The 23,387-nt window shown below is 71.0% G+C and carries 24 protein-coding genes and 2 tRNA genes; 21 read left to right on the forward strand and 5 right to left on the reverse strand.

Annotated features, from left to right (window positions below; all coding sequences use genetic code 11):
- Positions 1-45: 45 nt before the first annotated feature.
- The 4 genes from JOD63_RS05455 to JOD63_RS05470 are packed head-to-tail and all read left to right on the forward strand — an operon-like array spanning position 46 to position 3,967.
- Positions 46-825 carry a DeoR/GlpR family DNA-binding transcription regulator gene (locus tag JOD63_RS05455; RefSeq protein WP_045276279.1) on the forward strand — a complete coding sequence of 260 codons (780 nt, stop codon included), beginning with the start codon at positions 46-48 and terminating at the stop codon, positions 823-825.
- Positions 822-1,763: a 1-phosphofructokinase family hexose kinase gene (locus JOD63_RS05460; RefSeq protein WP_045276278.1), complete on the forward strand. Its 942-nt coding sequence runs from the start codon at positions 822-824 to the stop codon at positions 1,761-1,763. Before JOD63_RS05455 ends, JOD63_RS05460 begins: the two co-directional genes overlap by 4 nt.
- A 28-nt stretch (positions 1,764-1,791) precedes the next feature.
- Positions 1,792-3,828, forward strand: coding sequence for a PTS fructose transporter subunit IIABC (locus tag JOD63_RS05465; protein ID WP_045276277.1), 2,037 nt, complete (start codon positions 1,792-1,794; stop codon positions 3,826-3,828).
- A 4-nt stretch (positions 3,829-3,832) separates the two neighbouring features.
- Entirely contained in the window at positions 3,833-3,967 is a 135-nt protein-coding gene (locus JOD63_RS05470) for an HPr family phosphocarrier protein (protein WP_407664972.1), read from the forward strand.
- A gap of 53 nt (positions 3,968-4,020) precedes the next feature.
- On the opposite strand, the gene JOD63_RS05475 is transcribed toward JOD63_RS05470, so the two are convergent.
- Positions 4,021-4,656 carry an MBL fold metallo-hydrolase gene (locus JOD63_RS05475; protein WP_045276276.1) on the reverse strand — a complete coding sequence of 212 codons (636 nt, stop codon included), beginning with the start codon at positions 4,654-4,656 and terminating at the stop codon, positions 4,021-4,023.
- A gap of 108 nt (positions 4,657-4,764) precedes the next feature.
- On the opposite strand from JOD63_RS05475, the gene JOD63_RS05480 reads away from it, so the two are divergent.
- A tRNA-Glu gene (locus JOD63_RS05480) sits at positions 4,765-4,840 on the forward strand.
- Between the two features lie 54 nt (positions 4,841-4,894).
- A tRNA-Glu gene (locus JOD63_RS05485) sits at positions 4,895-4,967 on the forward strand.
- Positions 4,968-5,023: 56 nt separating this feature from the next.
- On the opposite strand, the gene JOD63_RS05490 is transcribed toward JOD63_RS05485, so the two are convergent.
- Positions 5,024-6,148: a DUF4349 domain-containing protein gene (locus JOD63_RS05490; RefSeq protein WP_045276275.1), complete on the reverse strand. Its 1,125-nt coding sequence runs from the start codon at positions 6,146-6,148 to the stop codon at positions 5,024-5,026.
- The gene (locus tag JOD63_RS05495; protein ID WP_045276274.1) at positions 6,145-6,702 is read right to left on the reverse strand and encodes an RNA polymerase sigma factor; all 558 of its coding nucleotides are present in this window, start codon (positions 6,700-6,702) and stop codon (positions 6,145-6,147) included. The genes JOD63_RS05490 and JOD63_RS05495 overlap by 4 nt, the downstream gene beginning before the upstream one ends.
- Positions 6,703-7,025: 323 nt before the next feature.
- On the opposite strand from JOD63_RS05495, the gene JOD63_RS05500 reads away from it, so the two are divergent.
- The 7 genes from JOD63_RS05500 to JOD63_RS05530 all read left to right on the forward strand — a co-directional run bounded on the left by JOD63_RS05500 (position 7,026) and on the right by JOD63_RS05530 (position 14,622).
- Positions 7,026-8,072, forward strand: a complete 1,047-nt coding sequence (locus JOD63_RS05500; RefSeq protein WP_045276273.1) for a TerC family protein — start codon at positions 7,026-7,028, stop codon at positions 8,070-8,072.
- A gap of 156 nt (positions 8,073-8,228) precedes the next feature.
- Positions 8,229-9,686 carry a 3-isopropylmalate dehydratase large subunit gene (gene leuC, locus JOD63_RS05505; RefSeq protein ID WP_045276272.1) on the forward strand — a complete coding sequence of 486 codons (1,458 nt, stop codon included), beginning with the start codon at positions 8,229-8,231 and terminating at the stop codon, positions 9,684-9,686.
- Between the two features lies 1 nt (position 9,687).
- Positions 9,688-10,299 (forward strand): 3-isopropylmalate dehydratase small subunit, encoded by a 612-nt coding sequence (leuD, locus tag JOD63_RS05510; RefSeq protein WP_045276271.1) that lies wholly within the window; start codon positions 9,688-9,690, stop codon positions 10,297-10,299.
- A gap of 71 nt (positions 10,300-10,370) precedes the next feature.
- Positions 10,371-11,741, forward strand: coding sequence for a UDP-N-acetylglucosamine 1-carboxyvinyltransferase (murA, locus tag JOD63_RS05515; RefSeq protein WP_045276270.1), 1,371 nt, complete (start codon positions 10,371-10,373; stop codon positions 11,739-11,741).
- Positions 11,738-12,508 carry a lysophospholipid acyltransferase family protein gene (locus tag JOD63_RS05520; RefSeq protein WP_045276334.1) on the forward strand — a complete coding sequence of 257 codons (771 nt, stop codon included), beginning with the start codon at positions 11,738-11,740 and terminating at the stop codon, positions 12,506-12,508. The genes murA and JOD63_RS05520 overlap by 4 nt, the downstream gene beginning before the upstream one ends.
- Positions 12,498-13,634 (forward strand): NAD(P)H-dependent glycerol-3-phosphate dehydrogenase, encoded by a 1,137-nt coding sequence (locus tag JOD63_RS05525; protein WP_045276269.1) that lies wholly within the window; start codon positions 12,498-12,500, stop codon positions 13,632-13,634. Before JOD63_RS05520 ends, JOD63_RS05525 begins: the two co-directional genes overlap by 11 nt.
- Positions 13,534-14,622 carry a D-alanine--D-alanine ligase family protein gene (locus tag JOD63_RS05530; protein ID WP_084613592.1) on the forward strand — a complete coding sequence of 363 codons (1,089 nt, stop codon included), beginning with the start codon at positions 13,534-13,536 and terminating at the stop codon, positions 14,620-14,622. Before JOD63_RS05525 ends, JOD63_RS05530 begins: the two co-directional genes overlap by 101 nt.
- A 33-nt stretch (positions 14,623-14,655) precedes the next feature.
- Here JOD63_RS05530 and JOD63_RS05535 read toward each other — a convergent pair whose 3' ends face one another.
- Entirely contained in the window at positions 14,656-15,147 is a 492-nt protein-coding gene (locus tag JOD63_RS05535) for a DUF3515 family protein (protein WP_045276267.1), read from the reverse strand.
- A 22-nt stretch (positions 15,148-15,169) separates the two neighbouring features.
- On the opposite strand from JOD63_RS05535, the gene thiL reads away from it, so the two are divergent.
- Together thiL and JOD63_RS05545 are read left to right on the forward strand one after the other, a co-directional pair.
- Positions 15,170-16,162, forward strand: coding sequence for a thiamine-phosphate kinase (gene thiL, locus JOD63_RS05540; RefSeq protein WP_045276266.1), 993 nt, complete (start codon positions 15,170-15,172; stop codon positions 16,160-16,162).
- 45 nt (positions 16,163-16,207) lie between these two features.
- The gene (locus tag JOD63_RS05545) at positions 16,208-17,629 is read left to right on the forward strand and encodes a serine hydrolase domain-containing protein (protein WP_052682537.1); all 1,422 of its coding nucleotides are present in this window, start codon (positions 16,208-16,210) and stop codon (positions 17,627-17,629) included.
- On the opposite strand, the gene rsmD is transcribed toward JOD63_RS05545, so the two are convergent.
- A complete protein-coding gene (rsmD, locus tag JOD63_RS05550; RefSeq protein ID WP_045276265.1) occupies positions 17,578-18,150 on the reverse strand; it encodes a 16S rRNA (guanine(966)-N(2))-methyltransferase RsmD in 573 nt (190 codons plus the stop codon). The two genes, JOD63_RS05545 and rsmD, sit on opposite strands and share 52 nt — an antisense overlap.
- 54 nt (positions 18,151-18,204) lie before the next feature.
- Here rsmD and JOD63_RS05555 point away from each other — a divergent pair, with 54 nt between their 5' ends.
- From JOD63_RS05555 to mutM, 6 genes are all read left to right on the forward strand, one after another.
- Positions 18,205-20,367, forward strand: a complete 2,163-nt coding sequence (locus JOD63_RS05555) for an ATP-dependent DNA helicase RecG (protein ID WP_045276264.1) — start codon at positions 18,205-18,207, stop codon at positions 20,365-20,367.
- A 25-nt stretch (positions 20,368-20,392) separates the two neighbouring features.
- Positions 20,393-20,890, forward strand: coding sequence for a pantetheine-phosphate adenylyltransferase (coaD, locus tag JOD63_RS05560; protein ID WP_045276263.1), 498 nt, complete (start codon positions 20,393-20,395; stop codon positions 20,888-20,890).
- A gap of 63 nt (positions 20,891-20,953) precedes the next feature.
- Positions 20,954-21,508 carry a YceD family protein gene (locus JOD63_RS05565; protein WP_045276262.1) on the forward strand — a complete coding sequence of 185 codons (555 nt, stop codon included), beginning with the start codon at positions 20,954-20,956 and terminating at the stop codon, positions 21,506-21,508.
- A 2-nt stretch (positions 21,509-21,510) separates the two neighbouring features.
- Positions 21,511-21,720, forward strand: coding sequence for a 50S ribosomal protein L32 (rpmF, locus tag JOD63_RS05570; RefSeq protein ID WP_045276261.1), 210 nt, complete (start codon positions 21,511-21,513; stop codon positions 21,718-21,720).
- A gap of 16 nt (positions 21,721-21,736) precedes the next feature.
- Positions 21,737-22,438, forward strand: coding sequence for a ribonuclease III (rnc, locus tag JOD63_RS05575; RefSeq protein WP_211088060.1), 702 nt, complete (start codon positions 21,737-21,739; stop codon positions 22,436-22,438).
- Positions 22,431-23,372 (forward strand): bifunctional DNA-formamidopyrimidine glycosylase/DNA-(apurinic or apyrimidinic site) lyase, encoded by a 942-nt coding sequence (mutM, locus tag JOD63_RS05580; RefSeq protein ID WP_045276260.1) that lies wholly within the window; start codon positions 22,431-22,433, stop codon positions 23,370-23,372. Before rnc ends, mutM begins: the two co-directional genes overlap by 8 nt.
- Positions 23,373-23,387: the final 15 nt, after the last annotated feature.

The following is a 23,387-nucleotide window of genomic DNA, read 5'->3' on the forward strand; positions in this document are numbered from 1 at the left end:
AATGTTGGAATGAGTTGTATCTTGTGGATAAGCCAAGGAGGGTCCATGTACGCGACGGAGCGCCAGCAGCAGATTCAGCGCCTGCTCACCCAGGATGGGCGCGTCAGCGTGATCGACCTCGCACGTGTCTTCGACGTCACGACCGAGACCGTGCGCCGTGACCTCGGGCAGCTCGAGTCCGAGGGGGCTCTCCTCCGCGTTCACGGCGGCGCGGTGCCGCGCACAGCCGCGAGCACGGTCGAGCCGTCGCTTCCCGAGCGCCGCCGCCAGCACGGCGCAGCGAAGGCGGCCATCGCGGCCCGCGCGCTCGCTGCCCTCGGCGACGCCTATCGAGGCTCCGTGTTCCTCGACGCGGGCACCACGACCGCCGCCGTCGCCGCGCAGCTCCCGACACGTCTCGCGGCCACGGGCGCCGAGGTCGTCACGCACTCGCTGGCGCTGGCGCAGTCGCTGTCGGCGACGGCATCGGTTCCCCTCACGATCCTCGGGGGACGCGTGCGCGGTGTGACCGCCGCCGCTGTGGGCGCCGACACGGTCCGCGCCATCGAGGGTCTTCGTCCCGACGTGGCGTTCGTCGGCACCAACGGCGTGTCTGCGGCGTTCGGGCTGAGCACTCCCGACCCCGAGGAGGCTGCCGTCAAGCGCGCGATCGTCCGTTCTGCGCGCCGCGTCGTGGTGCTCGCCGACGCGGCGAAGTTCGAGCGGGAGCTGCTCGTCGGCTTCGCGGCACTGCGCGACATCGATGTCCTCGTGACCGAGACAGCGCCGCCGCCGGTGCTGGAAGAGGCGCTCGCCGACGCCGACGTGGAGGTGTGGATCGCATGATCGTCACGCTGACGGCGCATCCGTCGCTCGATCGCGCCATCGAACTCGACACCGCTCTGCAGGCCGGTGGCGTGCAGAGCGCGTCATCCGGGCGGGAGGATGCCGGGGGCAAGGGCGTCAACGTCGCCCGGGTGATCGCGGCCGCCGGGGTGCCCGTGCGTGCGGTGCTGCCGCTCGCGGAGGACGACCCGTTCCGGGCGCCGCTTCATTCGACGGGACTCGATGCGCTGACCGTGCCCGTCGCAGGCCGCGTCCGCACGAACCTCACCCTCGTCGATCCGGCGGGCGTCACCACCAAGATCAACCTGCCGGGCGCAGCCCTCGATCCGGCCGAGCGCGACGCGATCGTCGCCGCCGTCGTCGTGGCCTCCGAAGGCGCGCGCTGGCTGGTTCTCGCGGGCTCGCTGCCCCCGGGCGCCCCGAGCGACTTCTACGTGCGCGTGATCGAGGCGGTGCGCAGCGGCCTCGGCACCGGGGCCCCGCGCATCGCGGTCGACACGTCGGGCGATGCGCTCGCCCGCACGGTGGCGGAGGGTCACCCCGACCTCATCAAACCCAATGACGACGAGCTCGCCGAACTGGTGGGCGAACCTCTCACCGGAGGCGACCGGGTCGCAGACGCCGTGCGTCTGGCCCGGAGCATCGTGCCGTCCCGCGCGGCAGCGGCCCTCGTGACCCTCGGGTCGGCGGGTGCTGCGCTGGTCACCGCGGATGCGGCGTGGGCGGCGCCCACACCCCGCATCCGGGTCCGCAGCACCGTCGGAGCGGGGGACAGCTCGCTCGCGGGCTACCTGCTCGCAGACACTGCGGGCGCGTCAGCCGAGGACAGTCTGCGTCACGCGATCCGGTACGGCGCCGCTGCGGCGTCGCTCCCGGGGACGCAGGCGCCCGCGCCCACCGATCTTCCCGGTGACGACCTGCCCGTCGCCACCTTCTGAGCACCACACCCACGACAAGGAGGTCATCATGGCCGACACCATCACCACCGGGCTCGTCAGTCTCGACGTCGGACTCGGAGAAGACAAGGCGGCGGTGCTGCGCGCACTCGCCGACCGCGTCGCGGCGCAGGGACGCGCCACCGACGGCGAGGCGCTCTTCGCCGATGCCTGGGCTCGCGAGCAGAAGGACGAGACCGGGCTGCCGGGCGGCATCGCCATCCCGCACGCGAAGTCCGCGGCCGTGACGACGCCGTCGCTGGCGTTCGCCCGACTCAGCCCCGGCGTGGAGTTCGGGGCAGACGACGGCCCGGCCGATCTCGTCTTCCTCATCGCAGCGCCCGCAGACGCCGCCGAAGCCCACCTCGCCGTGCTGTCGAAGCTCGCCCGCAGCCTCATGCAGGAGGACTTCACCGGCGCGCTCCGTGCCGCCGGCACGGAAGCCGATGTCGTCGCGATCGTCCGCGCGGCGATCGGCGAGGGCGAGCAGCCGGCGGCGACAGAGCCCGCCGCGGCGGCAGCGCCGGCCGCAGCAGCGCCGGCCGCAGCTGCACCGGGCGTGACGCGCATCGTCGCGGTCACCTCGTGCGCCACCGGCATCGCTCACACGTTCATGGCTGCCGATGCGCTGACCGCTGCCGGCAAACGGACGGATGCCGTCGACCTCGCGGTCGAGCCGCAGGGATCGAGCGGCTACCAGGCCCTGCCCCAGCAGGTGATCGACGATGCGGATGCCGTGATCTTCGCCACCGACGTCGATGTGCGCGAGATCCAGCGCTTCGCCGGCAAGCCGGTCGTGCGGTCGGGGGTGAAGCGGGGCATCGAGGAGCCCGACGCGCTCATCTCCGAAGCGGTCGCCGCAGCGGGCGATCCCGGGGCGCCGCGCGTCGCGGCATCGGCGGCGGCTACCACGCGCGCCGCGGCGGGGGAGTCGCTGTCGTGGGGGGCTCGCATCCAGCGCATCCTCCTCACCGGCGTGAGCTACATGATCCCCTTCGTCGCGGGCGGCGGTCTGCTCATCGCGCTGGGCTTCCTGTTCTTCGGTGACGACTACTCCGCTCCGGGGAACGCCACCAACGTGATCGTCGAGAACTCGCTGTGGGATCTCCCCGACGGGGGCCTCGGCATCTACCTCGGCTCGGTGGCGTTCGCGATCGGCGCGGCGTCGATGGGATTCCTCGTCTCGGCGCTGGCGGGCTACATCGCATTCGCGATCGCCGACCGGCCCGGGATCGCGCCCGGATTCGTCGCCGGTGCGATGGCGGTCGTCATGAACGCCGGCTTCATCGGCGGAATCGTCGGGGGCCTGCTCGCCGGTGTGGTCGCCTGGTGGATCGGAACCTGGAACGTCCCGCGGTGGCTGCGCGGACTGATGCCCGTCGCGATCATCCCGCTCCTCGCGTCGATCGTCGCCTCCGGTGCGATGGTGCTGTTCCTCGGCCGCCCGATCGCGACGCTGATGGTGTGGCTGACGGACTGGCTCAACGCGCTGGCCGACACATCGGGCATCGTCGTCGTCGGCGTCGTGCTGGGCCTCATGATGTGCTTCGACCTGGGCGGCCCGGTCAACAAGGTGGCGTACGCTTTCGCCGTCGCGGGTCTCGCCGCAGGCTCGCCCGAGAACACGACGCCGTATCTCATCATGGCCGCGGTGATGGCGGCCGGCATGGTGCCGCCGCTCGCGATGGCGCTGGCCTCGACCGTGCTCGCCCGCGACCTCTTCCCGCCGGTCGAGCGCGAGAACGGCAAGGCCGCATGGCTCCTCGGGGCCGCGTTCATCAGCGAGGGTGCGATCCCGTTCGCGGCGGCCGACCCGCTGCGGGTCATCCCGGCGTCGCTCGTCGGCGGTGCGGTGACCGGCGGGCTGAGCATGCTGTTCGCCGTCCAGTCGCTGGCACCCCACGGCGGCATCTTCGTGTTCTTCGCGATCACGCCGATCTGGGGCTTCGTCGCCGCGATCGCGGCGGGGACCGTCGTGTCGGCACTGCTGGTGGTGGCGCTCAAGCGCTGGGTCGGCCGTGCCGAGCTGGAGCAGGCCGAGGCGCCGATGCAGACGGTCGCCGCGTGACCGGATGCGGACGACGCGGCCCGGAGGTGCGGCATCGGCCCGTGGTACCGTCGTGACACTCACGGCGGAGGGAGAGGGTGCCGATCAGGCCCTCGGCGAGTTCGTCGAACTCCTCGAGACCGACCTCGACGCCGCATGAGGATGACGGATGCCGCGACCGAAGCTGCGCGGCATCCGTCACCACCGTCTCCGCTAGAGATCGGTGCCGTCGCCCGGATCGAGCACGACGAACTCGCCGCCACCCTGCTCGACCGCCCAGGTCAGACGAGAGCGGCCCATGTCGCGGCCGATCACGGACAGCGTCATGTCGTGCGTGCCGAAGGCGCGACGCGGGGCGACGGCCAGCACGAAGTCCATCGCCTCGCCGATCTTCAGCCAGGGCGCACCCACAGGGGCGGCGAGCAGCTGCACGGGCTTGCCGGCGGGCACGGCGTACGAGTCGCCCGGGTAGTAGAACTCGTCGTTCACGAGCACGCCCACGTTGTCGATCACGGGGATCGACTCGTGGATCACGGCGTGCCGCCCACCGAAGAACTCGAGGGTGAACGGATCGGCCTCCACACGGTCGCCCGGGTGGACGACGGTGATCGCGAAGTCCGACGCGGCTCGGGCTACGCCCTCGGGGGCGAAGATCGGGGTGTCGGGGAACGCGGAGAGGATGCGCGTGAGGTGGGCGGGCGTCCAGTGGTCGGGATGCTCGTGGGTGATCACCACCGCGACGACGCGCTCGAGCCCGAGCGGCGACGTGAAGTTCCCGGGGTCGATGACGAGCGTGCGGTCCGCTTCGACGAGGGTGAGGGCGGCGTGCTCGAACTTGGTGACTCGCATGGCACGAGTCAACCGCGCACACCGCGCGGGCGGCAAGCGGATCGCCGACGGCGCGCTCGATTTGGTCGGGCATGACCGGGCATGGCATAATCGAACGGTTGCCTGAACGGCCCCATCGTATAGCGGCCTAGTACGCCGCCCTCTCACGGCGGTAACGCGGGTTCGAATCCCGCTGGGGTCACCAGTCAGGCAAATGCAACACCATGCAGGCTCCGGCAGTCCACTGTCGGAGGCGTGCGGCCCCATCGTATAGCGGCCTAGTACGCCGCCCTCTCACGGCGGTAACGCGGGTTCGAATCCCGCTGGGGTCACAGATGAGAATGGCCCGGTCCGTCAGGACCGGGCCATTTCGCTGTCACGTCTCGGTTCAGTCCGCGTCGTCCGTGGGGGGCGCGACAGCGGTGCGGCGACGACGACGCAGCCGCACGACGCCCCAGACGATGAGGGCGGCGGCGGCGGCGACGGCGAGCCAGGGGAGCAGGAAGCCGAGCGCGATCACGATGCCGTTCAGGGTCGCGACCAGTCCGTTCCAACCGGCCTCGAGGCCATCGGTGAAGCCGGCGGGGTCGGCCTCGACGGGATCGGTCTCGGCAACGAGCGACACCGTGAGAGTCGACATCGCGACCTGGTCGTCGAGCCTCTCCAGCTCCATCTGGTACGCCTCGAGCGTCGCCTGGCGCTCCGCGAGCGCCGCCTCGGCGGCGATCAGGTCGGACAGGTCGCCCGCTTCGCCCATGAGCTCGGTGAGGCGGTCGACCGAGGCCTGGGACGCGTCGACCCGCGCCTGCAGATCGACAGTCTGCTGCGACACGTCCTGGCGGGTGATCGACGATGCCGTTACCTCGCCCACCTCGCCGAGGTCGGCGACGACATCGGGGAGCGCGTCTGCGGGGACGCGCACCGTGATCCAGGCGCCCGAGCCGGGATACGGATACGGGTAGGTGTCGGAGACGACCCCGTCGCCCTCGATCGGGGCCGAGGTCGTCGCCGTCGTGTCGACGTTCATCGACTCGACGTACCCGCCCGCGGCGGTGGCCGCATCGCCGACCGCCTCGGCGGCGGCGGCCGTGTCGGCGACGACGACCGAGGCGGACGCGGTGGTGATGATGTCGCGCCCGGCCATGCCGTCGGCGGGCTCGCTCATGGCGCCGGCGTCGTCGCGTCCCGCGGACTCCTCGGAGCCGGTGAAGTCGGTCGCCGAGTCGGGGGCGACGCCCGGCTCCATCGCCGGCGCCACCGCCGCGCTGTCGGAGCCGCTCGATGTGCCGGTCACGAGGCCGGTGACCGCCGGGGCGATGACGGCTGCGACGGCGATCACCGCGGCGGCGGCCGCGCCGCCCATCCAGAGTCGTCCTCGACGCGTGCGCCGGGTGGTCTCGGACGCGCGTTCGCGGGCGATGTCGGCGAAGACGGCGTCTTCGATGGCGTCGATGCGCGCGTCGTCGAGCTCGGGGAGCGATGCCTCGAGCGGCGGGTTCTGCGTGGCGTTCATGTGCTCTCCTTCACGACCGTCCGCAGTCTCGTGCGGATGCGGGAGAGACGGTTGCGGACGACTCCGTGCGCCACGCCGAGCTCGTCGGCTGCCGCCTGGTAGCCGTACCCCTCGGTCGCGCACAGCCGGAAGATGTCGCGGTCGAGGGCCGAGAGGCCCTCCACGGCGTGCAGGATCCGGTCTGCGAGGTCGGCGCCGATCACCTGATCCTCGACGTCGACGGTCGCGGGCAGCGTGTCGTCGACCCCGTGGGTCGTGTTCTCGCGATCGCGCTTCTGGCGCCGCATCCGGTTCGCCGCCTGAAGGCGGCACACCGTCACGAGCCAGGGGAGCAGCGACTCTCCGGCGAGCTCGAACCCCGGGAGCCGGCGCCACGCGACCAGGAACGTCTCCTGGGTGACGTCCTCGGCGTCCGCGGCGTCGCCGAGGAGGCCGTGGGCGAGCCAGTAGACCGGCCGCACGTACGCGCGGTAGAGCGCGCGGAACGCGCGTTCGCTGCCGCCGGCGGCCTGAGCCACCAGCAGGGCGTCGCCTGTCGGTCCGTCGTCGGTCATCGGTGTGTCCTCCGCTCCGCGGGCGGGCGCAGGACGCTGCGTCGTCGCGGAGCACCATTGTCTCTCACGGTGTGAGTGTCAGCGGAGCGCGGATCGTCTCGTGGGCGGTGCGAAGGATGCGTCGACCGCTGCCGGGGGCGGCGGGAGCGGCATCCGGAGCCTGTATCCTGTTCCGAGCGAGAGGGAGTATCCCGTTCTTCGCGCATCCGTCATCACGGGTCCCGACTACGCGACCCCGGGTGTGCGACGCAGGCCGATCGGCCCGCGGGGAGAGACTTTCGGCACCGACCGACCCCTCGTACGTCCCCTTCGAAAGGCCCTCCATGGACCTCGAACTCCCGCTGTGGTTCGAAATCGGATCCCTCGTGATCCTCACCCTGATCCTGATCGCCGATCTGCTGCTGATCCTCAAGCGCCCGCACATCCCGTCGACGAAGGAGTCCACCCTCTGGGTGGTGTTCTACGTCACGCTGGCGCTCATCTTCGCCGGCCTCATGTGGCTGTTCGCCGGGCCCGAGTACGCCGGCCAGTTCGTGGCCGGCTGGCTGACCGAGTACAGCCTGTCGATCGACAACCTCTTCGTCTTCGTGCTGATCATGACGCAGTTCGCGGTGCCGCGCCGCTATCAGCAGGAGGTGCTGATGGTCGGCATCATCATCGCGCTGGTGCTGCGCGGCCTGTTCATCCTGGCCGGCGCCGCGATCATCGAGCAGTTCAGCTGGGTGTTCTACATCTTCGGCGCCTTCCTGGTGTGGACCGCGATCCGCCAGGCGTTTCCGGGCGGCGACCACGACGACGACGTGAAGCAGGAGAACTTCGTCGTGCGTCTGCTGCGCCGCACCATCGACATCAGCGACCACTACGACGGCGCGAAGATCCGCACGATCGTCGACGGCAAGAAGATGTTCACGCCGATGATCATCGTCTTCGCGGCGATCGGCGTCACCGACCTGCTGTTCGCGATCGACTCGATCCCGGCGATCTTCGGGATCACCCAGAGCCCGTTCATCGTGTTCACGGCGAACCTCTTCGCGCTGATGGGTCTGCGCCAGCTCTACTTCCTGCTGGGCGACCTCCTCGACCGCCTCCGATACCTCCACTACGGCATCGCGTTCATCCTCGCCTTCATCGGCGTGAAGCTCGTGTTCCACGCGATGCACGTCAACGAGCTGCCGTTCATCAACAACGGCGAGCACATCGAATGGGCGCCCGAGATCTCGACGTGGACCTCGCTCGCGGTCATCGTGATCGCGATGACCGTGGCCACGGTCGCCAGCCTCATCGCGGCCGGCCGTGAGAAGCGCGCCGCGACGCCGCTGGAGGCCGCCGAGGCCGTCGCCGAGGAGAAGGGCACGCCGCCGACGGTCTGACGCATCGGGCCGGGCTGCCGCGAGCCGGTGGTAGCCTTGGCCCGTGCTGATCGCTCGCCTCCTCCTTAGCGGCCGCGACGAGTCCTAGTCCCCAGGCCTTCTCGTCGCGGAGTCTTTCGCGGGCTTGATCCCCCTCTCGAGGAGAACGACAGAGCAATGACCACAACCGACGTGCCCGGCATCCCCGACCGCCCCCGTACCCTCGCCGAGAAGGTGTGGGACGACCATCTGGTCGTCAAGGGCGTGGACGGACAGCCGGATCTGATCTACATCGACCTGCACCTGGTTCACGAGGTGACGAGCCCGCAGGCTTTCGACGGCCTCCGCGCCGAGGGGCGCCCGGTGCGCCGCCTCGACCTCACGATCGCCACAGAGGACCACAACACCCCGACGCTCGACATCGACAAGCCGATCGCCGATCTCACCAGCCGGACCCAGATCGAGACGCTGCGTCGCAATGCCGAGGAGTTCGGGGTGCGTCTGCACTCCCTGGGCGACAAGGAGCAGGGGATCGTCCACGTCGTGGGCCCGCAGCTCGGTCTCACGATGCCCGGCATCACCGTCGTGTGCGGCGACAGCCACACCTCGACCCACGGCGCCTTCGGCGCGATGGCGTTCGGCATCGGCACGAGCGAGGTCGAGCACGTGCTGGCCACGCAGACGCTGCCGCTGAAGCCGTTCAAGACGATGGCCATCACCGTGGAGGGTGACCTGCGGCCCGGCGTGACCGCCAAGGACGTGGTGCTCGCCATCATCGCCAAGATCGGCGCCAACGGCGGACAGGGCTACGTGCTCGAGTTCCGCGGGAGCGCGATCCGCAGCCTCTCGATGGAGGGGCGCATGACGGTGTGCAACATGTCGATCGAGGCCGGCGCCCGCGCGGGCATGGTCGCCCCCGACGAGACCACGTTCGCCTATGTCAAGGGCCGCGATCACGCGCCGACCGGCCAGGACTGGGACGACGCCGTCGCCTACTGGCGCACGCTTCCGAGCGACGAGGGCGCCGTTTATGACGCCGAGGTGTTCCTGGATGCCGCCGAGCTCGAGCCGTTCGTGACGTGGGGCACCAACCCGGGGCAGGGCGTGTCGCTCTCGGGCACCGTCCCGACCCCCGCCGACTTCGCCGACCCCAACGAGCGCGCCGCCGCCGAGCGGGCGCTGGAGTACATGGACCTCGTGCCTGGCACGCCGCTCAAGGACGTCCCCGTCGACGCCGTGTTCATGGGCTCGTGCACCAACAGCCGCATCGAGGACCTGCGCGCGTTCGCCTCGGTCATCGAGGGCCGCACCAAGGCCGACGGCGTGCGCGTCATGGTCGTGCCCGGTTCGGCACGCGTGCGCCTCGAGGCCGAGGCCGAGGGTCTCGACAAGGTCATCGAAGCCTTCGGCGCCGAGTGGCGGTTCGCCGGGTGCTCGATGTGCCTGGGCATGAACCCCGACCAGCTGGCGCCGGGGGAGCGGTGCGCCTCCACGAGCAACCGCAACTTCGAGGGTCGCCAGGGCAAGGGCGGGCGCACGCACCTCGTCTCACCGCTGGTCGCCGCGGCCACGGCGGTGCTCGGCCACCTCGCCAGCCCGTCCGATCTGCCCGCGCGCGAGAAGGTCGAGGCCTGACATGGAGAAGTTCACAACCCACACCGGTGTCGCCGCGGCACTGAAGCGCTCGGCCGTCGACACCGATCAGATCATCCCCGCCGTCTACCTCAAGCGGGTCACGAAGACGGGCTTCGAGGATGCCCTGTTCGCGAACTGGCGGCAGGATCCCGAGTTCGTGCTCAACCAGCCGGCGTTCGCGGGCGCGAGCATCCTCGTCACCGGCCCCGACTTCGGCACCGGATCGAGCCGGGAGCACGCCGTCTGGGCGCTGCGCGACTACGGATTCGCGGTCGTGCTGAGCACCAAGTTCGCCGACATCTTCCGTGGCAACTCGGGCAAGCAGGGCCTGGTGACGGGCGTCATCTCCGAGGCAGACCTCGAAGCGATCTGGGCGGCGATCGACGCCGAGCCCGGAATCTCGATGACGGTCGATCTCGAGGCGCGACGCGCACGGATCGGCGAGCTCGAGGTCGGCTTCGACATCGATGATTACACTAGGTGGCGGCTTCTCGAAGGGCTCGACGACATCGGGCTCACGCTGCGCGAGGAAGACAAGATCGCGCAGTTCGAGGCACGTCGCGAGGCATGGCGGCCCCGCACCCTCCCGGTTCCGGCCGCGAGCGCCACGTAAGAATGCAGACGCGCCCCACCCGGGCGCCGCTCTGCCAGCCACCCTCGAAAGACACAAGTGAGGTCCACCGGATGAAGTCGCTTCTCAGTGAGACGCCGAACGCACAGGCAGGAGAGAAGGGGATGACCGGTGAAACGCTCGCCATCCGCGGCGGACGACCGCTGACCGGACGCGTCGAGGTCAAGGGCGCGAAGAACCTGGTCACCAAGGCGATGGTGGCCGCTCTCCTCGGTGAGACGGCCAGCACCCTGCGCGACGTCCCCGACATCAGCGACGTGCAGGTCGTCCGCTCCCTCCTCGAGGTGCACGGCGTCACCGTGGTCGACGGCGAGGAGGAAGGCACCTTCCACCTCGATCCGAGCGGGGCCGTCGCCGCGCACTTCGAGGAGATCGACGCGCACGCCGGTGCATCGCGCATCCCGATCCTGTTCTGCGGCCCGCTGCTGCACCTGCTCGGCGAGGCGCTCATCCCCGATCTCGGCGGTTGCCGCATCGGCGACCGGCCGATCAACTTCCACATGGACGCGCTGCGCGCCTTCGGTGCGGTCGTCGACAAGAGCTATGAGGGGATCCGCATCACCGCCCCGGGCGGGCTCCACGGTGCGAACATCGACCTGCCGTACCCGAGCGTCGGGGCCACCGAGCAGGTGCTTCTCACGGCCGTGAAGGCGCGCGGCACGACCGAGCTTCGCAACGCCGCGATCGAGCCCGAGATCATGGACCTCATCGCGGTGCTGCAGAAGATGGGCGCGATCATCTCCTACGAGCCGAACCGCGTCATCCTCATCGAGGGTGTCGACACGCTCCAGGGGTACGACCACCGCGCGATCTTCGATCGCAACGAGGCGGCTTCGTGGGCGTGCGCCGCGCTGGCCACCGACGGCGACATCTTCGTCGGCGGCGCTCGTCAGCAGGAGATGCTGACGTTCCTCAACGTCTTCCGCAAGGCGGGCGGGTGGTTCGACGTGCGCGAGGACGGCATCCAGTTCCGTCGCGGCGGCGCGCTCAAGCCCGTCGTCGTCGAGACCGACGTGCACCCCGGCTTCATGACCGACTGGCAGCAGCCGCTCATCGTCGCGCTCACTCAGGCCGAAGGCCGCTCGACGGTGCACGAGACGGTGTACGAGAACCGCCTCGGGTTCACCCAGGCCCTCAACCAGATGGGCGCCGACATCGTCGTGCATCCGCAGGGCATCGACGCGCCGGATCGCCGCGTTCCCCGTCGGGCGCTCGAGCAGGCCGCCGTCATCACGGGGCCGACCCCGCTGCACGCTGCCGACGTCGAGGTGCCCGACCTGCGCGGCGGATACAGCTATGTGATCGCGGCTCTCGCGGCCGAGGGCGAGTCGACCGTGCGCAACGTCGGCATCATCCGCCGCGGCTACGAGAAGTTCTTCGCCAAGCTCGACGCCCTCGGCGCCGACTTCGACGTCGTCGACTGACCGTGGCGCGAAACCGGGTCCGCGCCTCCGCCGAGAAGACGAAGCCCAGCGTCTTCTGGGCGCTGGCTGCCGTCGTCGTGCCGCTGGTCGGGATCATCTTCAAGATCGAGGTCGAGGGCGCCGAGAAGCTGCCCCGCGAGGGCGCGTACGTCGTGGCACCCAACCACGCGAGCGAGATCGACCCGCTCGTCGTCGCCGTCGCCGTGTGGCGGGCCGGCCGCGCCCCGCGCTTCATGGCGAAGGAGAGCCTGTTCCGCGTTCCGGTGCTCGGCTGGGCGCTCCGCGTCACCGGCATGGTGCCCGTCGCCCGCTCGACCTCCGCTTCGGCGGCCCGCGCGACCCTCGAGGCCTCCGAGACGCTCGTGCGCCACGGCCGCGGGGTCATCGTCTATCCCGAGGGCACGCTCACCCGCGACCCCGACCTCTGGCCCATGCGCGGCAAGACCGGCGCCGTTCGCCTGGCGGCGGCGGGCGGCATCCCGCTCATCCCGATGGCGCAGTGGGGCGCGCAGCAGGTGCTCCCGCGCTACGGCAAGCTCAAGCTCTGGCCGCTGCGCCGCCGCGTGCGGGTGCTCATTGGCGATCCCATCGACCTCTCCGGTCGCTTCGGGACGTCGCCGTCGCCGGCGGCCCTCGTCTCGGCGACCGATGAGCTGATGGCCGACGTGTCGGGGCTCCTCGGGCAGCTCCGCGGCGAGGCCGCTCCGGCCGAGCGCTGGAACCCGGCCGACCACGGCCAGAGAGAGACGGGGCGCCTTGAGTCGTAGACAGGAACCAGCTCGTCCCCGCGTCGCCGTCGTCGGAGCCGGCAGCTGGGGCACCACGTTCGGCAAGATCCTCGCCGACGGCGGCGCCGATGTCGTCATGTGGGCCCGCCGCCCCGAGCTCGCGAACGAGATCCACCAGGCCAAGCGCAACAGCGAGTACCTCCCCGGCATCAACCTGCCGCGCGGCATGTCGGCGACGCATCACCTCTCCGAGGCGCTCGAGGGAGCGGACCAGGTCTTCCTGTCGATCCCGAGCCAGGCGGTCCGGGAGAACCTCAAGGCGGTCCGGCCGCTCGTCTCGGCGTCGGAGGTTCCCATCGTCTCGCTGATGAAGGGCGTCGAACGTCGCACCGGCCTGCGGATGAGCCAGGTCATCGAGCAGGAGCTGCACTGCGATCCGGCGCGCATCGCCGTGGCGTCGGGCCCGAACCTCGCGCTCGAGATCGCGCGCGAGCAGCCCACTGCCGCGGTCATCTCGTCGACGAGCCAGGAGACGGCGGAGGCGGTCGCGCGCCTCGCACGCAACCGCTACTTCCGCACGTTCGTCAACACCGACGTGATCGGCACGGAGTTCGGCGGGGTGCTGAAGAACCTGATCGCCGTCGCGATCGGCATCGTCGACGGCGTCGGCTACGGCGAGAACACCAAGGCGTCGATCATCACGCGCGGACTCGTCGAGATGACCGACTTCGCCGTCGCGTTCGGCGCCCAGCCCGAGACGCTGCAGGGACTCGCGGGCCTCGGAGACCTCATCGCGACGTGCCAGTCGCCGCTCAGTCGCAACAACACCGCCGGGCGGCTGCTCGGCCAGGGATACCGCTTCGACGACGTCGTCAAGCAGATGAACCAGACAGCCGAGGGGCTGGCGTCGGTGGCGCCGATCCTGCAGCTCGCGCGGGAGGTGGACGTCGAGATGCCCATCGTTCAGCAGGTGAAGATGGTGCTCGACGGCACGATGGACCCGCGCGACATCGCCCCGCATCTCACGACGGACGACGACACCCCCCAGGGGGAGAGGACGAACAATGGACAGGCCGGCGGTGGCGGTGCTCTTTGGCGGTCGATCCAGCGAGCACTCGATCAGTTCCGCAACGGCGGGCGGGGTGCTGCGGGCGATCGACCGTGACCGCTATCGGGTGATCCCGATCGGCATCACCCGCGACGGTGCGTTCGTCCTCGAGGACGACGACCCCGACAAGTTCGCCCTCGATGCCGAGCGTCTTCCCGAGGTGGTCGACAACGGCACCCGCGTGCTCTGGCCGGACTCGACGCTCACGCGCGAGCTGCGCGTCTCCGACGCCGACGGCGTGCGCTCGCTCGGCGACGTCGACGTGGTCCTGCCGATCCTGCACGGGCGGTTCGGCGAGGACGGGACGATACAGGGGATGCTGGAGCTCCTCGGCATCCCGTATGCAGGCGCCGGGGTGCTCATGTCGGCGATCGGCATGGACAAGCACGCGACGAAGAGCGTGCTCAAGGCGGCCGGAGTGCCCGTCGTGCCGTGGGTGACCGTGACGCGCGCCGATCTCGACCGGGATCGTCAGCTCTGGGATCGCCGGATGCGGGGACTCGGTCTGCCCGTGTTCGTCAAGCCGAACCGTGCAGGGTCGAGCGTCGGCGTGTCGAAGGTGTCGGACTGGGCGGAGCTCGACACTGCGCTCGACGTCGCCTTCGCGGAGGACTCGTCGGTGCTCGTCGAGCAGGGCGTGGTCGGGCGCGAGGTCGAGTGCGGCGTGCTCCCCGGTCGGGGCGGCGCTGAGCCGCGCGTGAGCGTGGCCGGCGAGATCGTCGTCACCGGGCGCGAGTTCTACGACTTCGAGGCGAAGTATCTCGGTGCGCCGGGGATCGACCTGGTGTGCCCCGCCGAGCTGCACGACGGCGAGCTCGCGGAGATGCAGCGGATCGCCGCCCGCGCGTTCGAGGCGGTCGGCGGCGAAGGCCTGTCGCGCGTGGACTTCTTCTTCACCGGCACCGAGTTCTTCGTCAACGAGATCAACACGATGCCGGGGTTCACCCCGATCTCGATGTTCCCGAAGTGCTGGATCGCGTCGGGGATGACCTACCCCGAGCTGATCTCCGAGCTCGTCGATACGGCGCTCGAGCAGGCCGCCTGACCCGGCGCCGCCGCGGCGAGGAACGCGGGCGGCTCAGTCGCCCGCAGCGGCGTCGGCGTCTGCGCGGTCGAGGCAGGCCGAGCCGTCCTCGGGGAGCAGCGACACGAGTCGCGAGAGGGAGTCGAGCACCGCGGCGCTCGAGACCACGTCGTTGTCGAGGTACAGCTCGACCGCGGGCTCACGCCCGTAGGTGGTGACCCGATACCGGGGCGCTTCGGCGTCGTCGATCACCCAGTCCACCCCGCCGACGCTCTGGCAGGGGAGCTCCGTCGGACCCAGGGGATCGATCCCGCAGGTGAACAGGACGGCGGCGGGGTCGCCCCAGGCGCCGGTCGACTGAGCGTCGGTCCAGCGTCGGGCCTGGCCGTCGACCTCGTCGGGGAGCCGCACCATGACGTCGGCGCAGGCCGGGTCGTTCGACGCGGGCGCCGCCTGCATGCCGGTGACCGTGGACGTGCACCCGGTGAGGGCGGCGAGGGCGGTTCCGGCGAGCAGGACGGCGAGGATGCGGCGGGCTCGGGACACCCCTCCAGGCTACCGTGGAGGGATGAGCGCTCCTGATCCCACGGTCGGCGAACTGTCCGAGGGTCGGATCCTCGCCGGCATCCTCGCGCGTGTCGGCCCGTCGCACGCCGCGGTGGGCCCGGGTGACGACGCGGCGGTGCTCGCAGCCCCGGGCGGACGCGTGGTCGCGACGGTCGACACCCTCGTGCACGGTCCGGATTTCCGTCTCGCCTGGTCGAGCGCGTTCGACCTCGGCTGGAAGGCCGCGGCGGTGAATCTCGCCGACGTCGCAGCGATGGGCGCACGCCCGACGGCGCTCCTCGTGGCCCTCGCGATGCCGGACGACACGCGGATGTCGTTCGTCGAGGGGATCGCCGACGGACTGCGTGCGGCGTGCGACGCCCTCGCGCCCGGCTGCGCAGTCGAAGGAGGCGACCTCACCGTGTCGGACACGCTCACGCTCGCCGTGACGGCGCTCGGCGCGCTCGATGCGGACGTCTCACCCGTGCTGCGCTCCGGCGCCCGCCCGGGAGACGTCGTCGCCGTCGCCGGTGCGCTCGGCGCCGCGGGCCGGGGGCTCGGACTGCTGTTCTCGCGCTTCACCGATGCGGACGGCTCGCCGGTCGCGGTCGACCATTCCGCGCTGTCGGCTGCGGAGCGCGTCGACCTCGCCGCGCAGCTGCGACCGGAGCCTCCTGTGGCGCTGGGCGCCGATGCCGGTCGCCACGGAGCGACGGCGATGATGGACGTCTCGGACGGACTGGTGCTCGATGCGACGCGTCTCGCCGACGCCTCGGGTGTCAGCGTCGCCCTGACGTCCGCGTCTCTCGGCGCCGACCCGGCGTCGGCCCTCACCGGCGGCGAGGACCATGCGCTGCTCGCGACCTTCGGCGCTGCCGAGTCGCTTCCCGCCGGGTTCCGGGTGATCGGCGAGGTGCGCGCCCGGGGCGAGGCGTCCGTCCTCGTCGACGATCGGCCGTTCACCGGTCGGGGCGGGTGGGATCCGTACCGGGACTGGGATGCCGGCACCGGCTGAGCCCGTGCAGGGCGGCGGAGTCGGGGCCCGGCGTAGGGTGATCGCGTGACCGACCTGCTGCCGCGCGCCGCTCCCGAATCGCAGGGTGTTCCTCCCGAGGCCCTCGACCGACTCACCGGTGCGCTCGACGCCCTCGGGGGCACGCACACGCTCATGGTGCTCCGACGCGGTGACGTGATCGCCGAGACGACGTGGCACCCCTACGAGCGCGGGTCCGCCCACGCGCTGTACTCGGTGAGCAAGAGCTTCACGGCGGTGGCGGTCGGCCTCGCGATCGACGAGGGTGCGTTCGGCCTCGACGACACCGTGCTCGACCTGCTGCCGGGCGCCGCGCCGCAGCATCCGTCGTCGCGTCTCTCGGCGATGCGCGTTCGGCACCTGCTGACGATGTCGACCGGGCACGAGACGGAGCCCGAATTCGACGGCGGCGACTGGGCGCGCGAGACGCTGGCCGTCGACACGCAGCTCGAGCCGGGTTCGAGGTTCGTGTACAACACCGCGGCGACCTACCTCCTGTCCGAGATCGTGCAGCGCACGACCGGCAGCACGCTCACTGAGTACCTCTGGCCGCGCCTGTTCGAGCCGCTCGGCTTCGCGCGGCCGTTCTGGCTGCAGAGCCCCACTGGCGTCGATGCCGGAGGCTTCGGGCTGATGCTCCGCCCCGAGGAGCTTGCCGTGTTCGGCGAACTGCTGCGTGCCGGCGGGGTCTGGCGGGGGCGCCGACTGGTGTCCGCCGAGTGGATCGCCGCCGCCACCTCGAAGCAGATCGCGAACCGCAGCGACGACGACGACGGCGACTGGGCCCAGGGGTACGGCTTCCAGTTCTGGCGGTGCCGGCACGGCGCGTACCGCGCCGACGGTGCCTTCGGCCAGTTCGTCGTGATCATGCCCGAGCAGGAGTGCGTCGTCGTCGTCACCGGAGGAACCGCAGACATGGGGGCGGTGCTCGATGCGATCTGGCAGGTGCTCCTGCCCGCCCTCGGACCGGGCGACCCCGGCGACCCCGGCGGCCCCGGCGCCTCGCCGATCCCGTCGGCTGCGCCGCGGCGATCGATCCCGACGCCGGGTGGGGAACGGGTCGCGGGTGATGTCGAGTACGCGTACGCGGGACCGATCGCGCGGCTGCGCCTCGCACCCGGCGCCATGTGGGTCGACGGCGTGCGCTTCGACTGCGAGCCCGACCGCTGGTCGACGGGTGCTTTGACGGTCACCGACGCCGACGGGTATCCGGCGTGGTTCGGCGACCGGGTCGCGATTGCGGGCGGGAAGCACGGCGACGAGATCCGCATCGACGTGCGGCCCCTTCAGGACGCACCCACGTTCACGCTGCGGATCGGCGCGTCCGGGCGGCTGACGATCACGCAGGACGTCGGATTCGACGGCCCCGACGTCTGGCAGGGCGATCCGCTCGACCCTCAGGCGTCCGACGACTCCGCACGTGCCCACCAGAGCACGGTGTCGCCGTAGCGCTTCGTGCGGGTGGCGACCAGTCCCTCCGGCAGCGCCGGTTCGGGGGAGCGGTGGGCCCGCTCGATGATGACATGCGCGCCGTCGGCGAGGAGCGGACCCAGGAGGGCGAGCGTCGCCGCGAGCTCGTCGTCGCCGAGGTCGTAGGGCGGGTCGAGGAACACCAGGTCGTAGGGCCCGCGCGCCGTGCGCAGGAAGGCGTCGGCGCTCGCCTTGTGCACCCGCACCGTCGCCTGCGGTCCGACCGAACGCGCCACCTTGTCGGAGTTGCGCTGCACGATCGCGGCGGCCTTCGGCGCGCGCTCGACGAGGTCCGCGGAAGCGGCGCCCCGGCTGAGCGCCTCGAGACCGAGCGCACCCGACCCGGCGTACAGGTCGAGGACGACCGCACCGCGGAGGGCGTCGGCCGACTCGAGGGCGCCGAACAGCGACTCGCGCACGCGGTCGCTCGTCGGACGTGTTCCGGCATCCGGAACCTGCAGCGGGATGGAGCCCGCCCGCCCTGCGATGATGCGCGTCACACGCCCACGATACTGGCCGCGTCGAGCGTCGGCGCGCGCTCATAGACTCGTCGCATGTCTTCGCTCACGCTCGAATCGCGCCTGACGGCGGCTGTGGGCGACAAGACCGCCAAGGTGCTCGAGCGGGCGTTCGGCATGCAGACGGTCGGCGACGCGGTCTCGCACTATCCGCGGCGCTACGCCCGCCGCGGAGAGCTCACGCAGATCTCGTCGCTGCCGATCGGCGAAGCGGTGACCATCGTCGCCGAGGTCAAACGGGCGAGCGAGCGACGGATGCAGAACCGCCGCGGTTCGCTCCTCGAGGTGGTCATCAGCGACGGCAACGGCGACCTCTCGCTCACGTTCTTCAATCAGCCGTGGCGCCTCAAAGACCTGCAGCCCGGGCGCCGCGGCATCTTCGCGGGGAAGGTGGGCGAGTATCGCGGCGCGAAGCAGCTCGCGAACCCCGACTACGAGCTGTTCGACGACGAGGCGACCGCACGGCTGACCGCCGAGGCGAACGCGAACCTCCCGATCCCGATCTATCCCGCCACGAGCACCGTGGCGAGCTGGCAGTTCACCAAGATCATCGCGATCGTGCTCGATGTGCTCGGCGAGGTACCCGACCCCCTTCCCGACGACCTCCGGCAGAGCGAGGGCCTGCTCGACGCGCGTGCGGCCATCGAGCGCATCCATCGGCCGGACTACTTCGAGCAGATCGATCAGGCGCGCTCCACGCTGCGCATGCACGAGGCGTTCGTGCTGCAGGCCGCGCTGCTGCAGCAGCGCGCGTTCGTGCGCTCGCTGTCGGCGACCCGCCGGGCTCCGGGCACCCTCCTCGAGGAGTTCGACGCGGCACTTCCGTTCTCGCTCACACCCGACCAGCAGTCGGTCGGTGCGCAGGTCGCCGCAGATCTGCAGGCCGACTGGCCGATGAACCGCCTCGTCCAGGGCGAGGTGGGCTCGGGCAAGACGCTCGTCGCGCTCCGCGCGATGCTGCAGGTCGCGCAGAGCGGCGGGCAGTCCGCCCTCATCGCGCCGACCGAGGTGCTCGCCGCCCAGCACCTGCGCTCGATCGCACGGATGCTCGGGCCGAAGCTCGCGCCCGAGCTCATGCCGACGCTCCTCACCGGGCAGCTCTCCGCTGCGGAGCGGCGCAAGGCGGCGCTGCGCGCGGCGTCCGGCCAGGCGCGCATCGTCGTGGGCACCCACGCGCTCCTCAGCGACAGCACGACCTTCGCCGACCTCGGGCTCGTGGTCGTCGACGAGCAGCACCGCTTCGGGGTCGAGCAGCGCGAGGCGCTCCGGGCGAAGGGCACGTCGCCGCACGCGCTCGTGCTCACGGCCACTCCGATCCCGCGCACGGTCGCGATGACGGTGTTCGGCGACCTCGACGTGTCGACGATCCGCACGATGCCGAGCGGACGCGCGGGGATCGAGACCTTCGTCGCACCGGTGGCCGAGCGTCCGGCCTGGTTCGCCCGGGTGTGGGACCGCATCGCCGAGGAGGTGGCTCTCGGCCGCCAGGCATTCGTCGTGTGCGCGGCGATCGACGCCGAGGCGCTCACGAAGGACGACACCGCCGACGAGCCGCCCACCGACGACGGCGCCGCCCCGCCGCGGACGCGGTGGGGGGTCGTGCAGGTCGCCGAGATGCTCTCGCGGATGCCGTCGTACGAGAGCATCCGGGTCGAGATGCTGCACGGCAAGATGCCGTCGGATCAGAAGGATGCCGTGATGCAGGCCTTCGCCCGCGGCGAGGTCGACGTGCTGGTGGCGACCACGGTCGTCGAGGTCGGTGTCGACGTGCCGAACGCCTCGACGATGGCGATCCTCGAAGCCGACCGGTTCGGCGTCTCGCAGCTGCACCAGCTGCGCGGGCGTGTCGGCCGCGGCGGGGTGCCGGGCCTCTGCCTGCTCGTCACCGAGACGCTCCCCGGCAGCTCGGCGCGCGAGCGCGTCGACGCGGTCGCCGCGACCCTCGACGGCTTCGCCCTCGCGGAAGTCGACCTCGAGCTGCGCGGCGAGGGAGACGTGCTCGGCGACGCGCAGTCGGGAGCGCGCACGTCGCTGCGACTGCTCCGGGTGGTGACCGACGCCGACCTCATCGCCGGCGCCCGGGTGGCGGCCGAGGCGGTGCTCGACGCCGACCCGGCGCTCACCCGTCACCCGGGTCTCGCAGCCGCGATCGAGCGGCGCGTCGGCACCGACGAGCGCGCGGCTCTCGGCCGGAGCTGACCGACCCGGCCGATAGGCTGGCGGCATGAGCAGCAGAGTCGCCGTCGTGCCCGGGTCGTTCGACCCGCCGACCCTCGGTCACCTCGATGTCATCCGCCGCGCCGCGGCGCTGTACGACCAGCTCCACGTGCTCGTCGTGCACAACCCCGGCAAGGAGGCGATGCTCCCCATCGCCCAGCGGCTGACGCTTCTGGAGCAGTCGATCGCCGAGGGCGGGATCGAGGGGGATGTCGTCGTGGCGTCGTGGAGCGTGGGGCTCCTCGTCGACTACGCGACCGACGTCGGAGCAGGGGTGCTCGTCAAGGGGATCCGCTCGCAGGTCGACGTCGCGTACGAGACGCCGATGGCGATCGTGAACCGTCACCTCGCGCACGTCGAGACTGTGTTCCTGCTCCCCGATCCCGCGCATGCGCTCGTGTCGAGCTCGCTCGTGCGCCAGGTCGCCGCCCTCGGCGGCGACGTCTCGCCGTTCGTGCCGGCGCCCGTGGCCCGCTTCCTCGACACCGGCGCCCGCGACATCTGATCTCCGCTGCGGCGCCGGGGCATCGTGCGGCGACTAGCATGGGGGATCGTGGCCAGGAAGCATGTGACGGGACCCTTCGTCATCCCCGTGATCGATATCGTCCGCCGCGCCGGCGAGATGCGCGAGTTCGAGATCGACGCGCCCGCACCCGACAAGTGGGGCGAGGGCCTCGTTTCGGTCCCGGCCGGCGAGAACATCGGGATCGACGTGCGTCTCGAGTCCGTCCACGAGGGCATCCTCGCGTCGGGATCGGTCGAGACGGCGTACTCCGGGGTCTGCGGGCGATGCCTCACAGACATCGCGGAGGGTGTCGAAGTCGAGTTTCAGGAGCTTTTCGCGTATCCTGGTGACGAAACATCTGACTTCGAGGTTCAAGACGACCACGTGGATCTTGAAACTCTGGTCAGGGATGCGATCGTCCTGTCGCTCCCGTTTCAGCCGGTGTGTCAGCCGGATTGCCCCGGCCTTGATCCGGTCACGGGTGAGCGGCTGGCCGAAAGCACCGGGGCGCAGCAGCGCGAAGCCCTCGATCCACGCTGGGCAGCGCTACAGGACTTCACCACAGACCACGACGACGATGCGCCGCGCCTCGGCGTCGAGAACACAGAAGAGAGCTAGTCATGGCAGGTAACCCCCCCAAGCGGAAGGTCTCCCGTTCGAACACCCGCTCGCGCCGCGCGCAGTGGAAGGCGGAGCCCACCACTCTGGTGAAGACCGTCGAGAACGGCAAGACCGTCTACAGCCGTCCGCACCAGGCGAAGGTCGTCACCGACTCGCAGGGCACCGAGCTGTTCCTCGAGTACAAGGGCCGCAAGGTCGCTGACGTCTGAGCCTCCACGGCTTGATGTGACAGACATCGCTGACGAGCGCACTGCGCTCGATGCACTCGCACAGAAGCTCGGGGTCGATATCGACCCCGAGCTTCTGTCGCTCGCGCTCACCCACCGTTCGTGGGCCTATGAGCACGGCCAGGGCCCGCACAACGAGCGCCTCGAGTTCCTCGGGGACTCGGTGCTCGGGCAGGCCGTGACCGTGCGCCTGTACACGGCGAACCCGAACCTCGATGAGGGCGCCCTCGCCAAGCGGCGCGCCGGCGTCGTGTCGACCGTCGCACTCGCGGAGATCGCGCGCACGATCGGGCTCGGCGAGTACCTCAAGCTCGGCCGCGGTGAAGACCTCACCGGCGGACGCGACAAGGACTCGATCCTCGCCGACACGATGGAGGCGATCTTCGGGGCGACCTACCTCGCGAGCGGTCCGGATGCCGCGACCGCGCTCGTGCTGCGCCTGGTCGAGCCGCTCCTCGCCGACCCCGACCGCTACGGTGCCGCGATGGACCCGAAGACGGCGCTGCAGGAGCTCGCGGCGCGCGCCGGCGAGCAGCCTCCCCGGTACTCGGTGGTCGCGACCGGCCCCGACCACGACCGCACCTTCACCGCGACGGTCATGGTCGGCGAACTCGCCGCCGACGGCGTCGGAACCAGCAAGAAGCAGGCCGAGATGGCGGCGGCCCTCGGCGCCTGGCACCAGCTCAGCGCCGGTGCCTGAACTTCCCGAGGTCGAGGTCGTCCGCTCCGGCCTCGCAACCGCCGTCACGGGGGCGACCGTGCTGGGCGTCACCGTCGCCGACGAACGCGCGCTCACCCGCCACCTCGGCGACGGCGTCGACTTCGAGCGGAGACTGACCGGTCGCACCATCACCGCAGCGGTCCGCCGAGGCAAGTTCCTCTGGCTGCCGCTCGACGGCGCATCGCTCGAGTCGGCGCGCCTCGACGCGGCGCAGCGACCGGAGGCCGTCGTCGGACACCTCGGCATGAGCGGGCAGATGCTGCTGCGCGCGCCGGGGGCGCCGGCCGAGCGCCACGAGCGGGTGCGGCTGGATCTGTCGCATCCCGTCCACGGCGAACTCGCCGTCGTGTTCGCCGATCAGCGCACGTTCGGCTCCCTCGCGCTCGATGACCTGCAGCCGACCCACGACGGCGCTGCCGGCGGATTCGGGAGCAGCGATCCGCGCGTTCCCTCGCAGGTCGCGCACATCGCACGCGATCCGCTCGACCCGGCGTTCTCGGATGCCGTGTTCGTCGCACTGCTCGATCGCAAGGACTCGGCCGTCAAGCGCGTGCTGCTCGACCAGACCGTGGCGAGCGGCATCGGCAACATCTACGCCGACGAGGCGCTGTGGGCTGCCCGCATCCATCCCGAGACTCCGGCACGCGCACTCTCGGCGCGTGCCGCTCACCGGCTGCTCGCCGAGGTGCGGCACGTGCTCGAGAAGGCTCTGGCCGAGGGCGGCACGAGTTTCGATGCCCAGTACGTGAACGTCAACGGCCAGGCGGGCTACTTCGCGCACTCTCTGAACGCCTACGGCCGCACCGGTGAAGCGTGCCCGCGCTGCGGGCGTCCGATCGTCCGGGTGTCGTTCACCAACAGGTCGAGCCACTTCTGCGCGTACTGCCAGCGGAGGCGGGGACGCGCGGTCTGAACCGGCCGCGCGTCC

Source organism: Microbacterium terrae (assembly GCF_017831975.1).
Taxonomy (GTDB): domain Bacteria; phylum Actinomycetota; class Actinomycetes; order Actinomycetales; family Microbacteriaceae; genus Microbacterium; species Microbacterium terrae.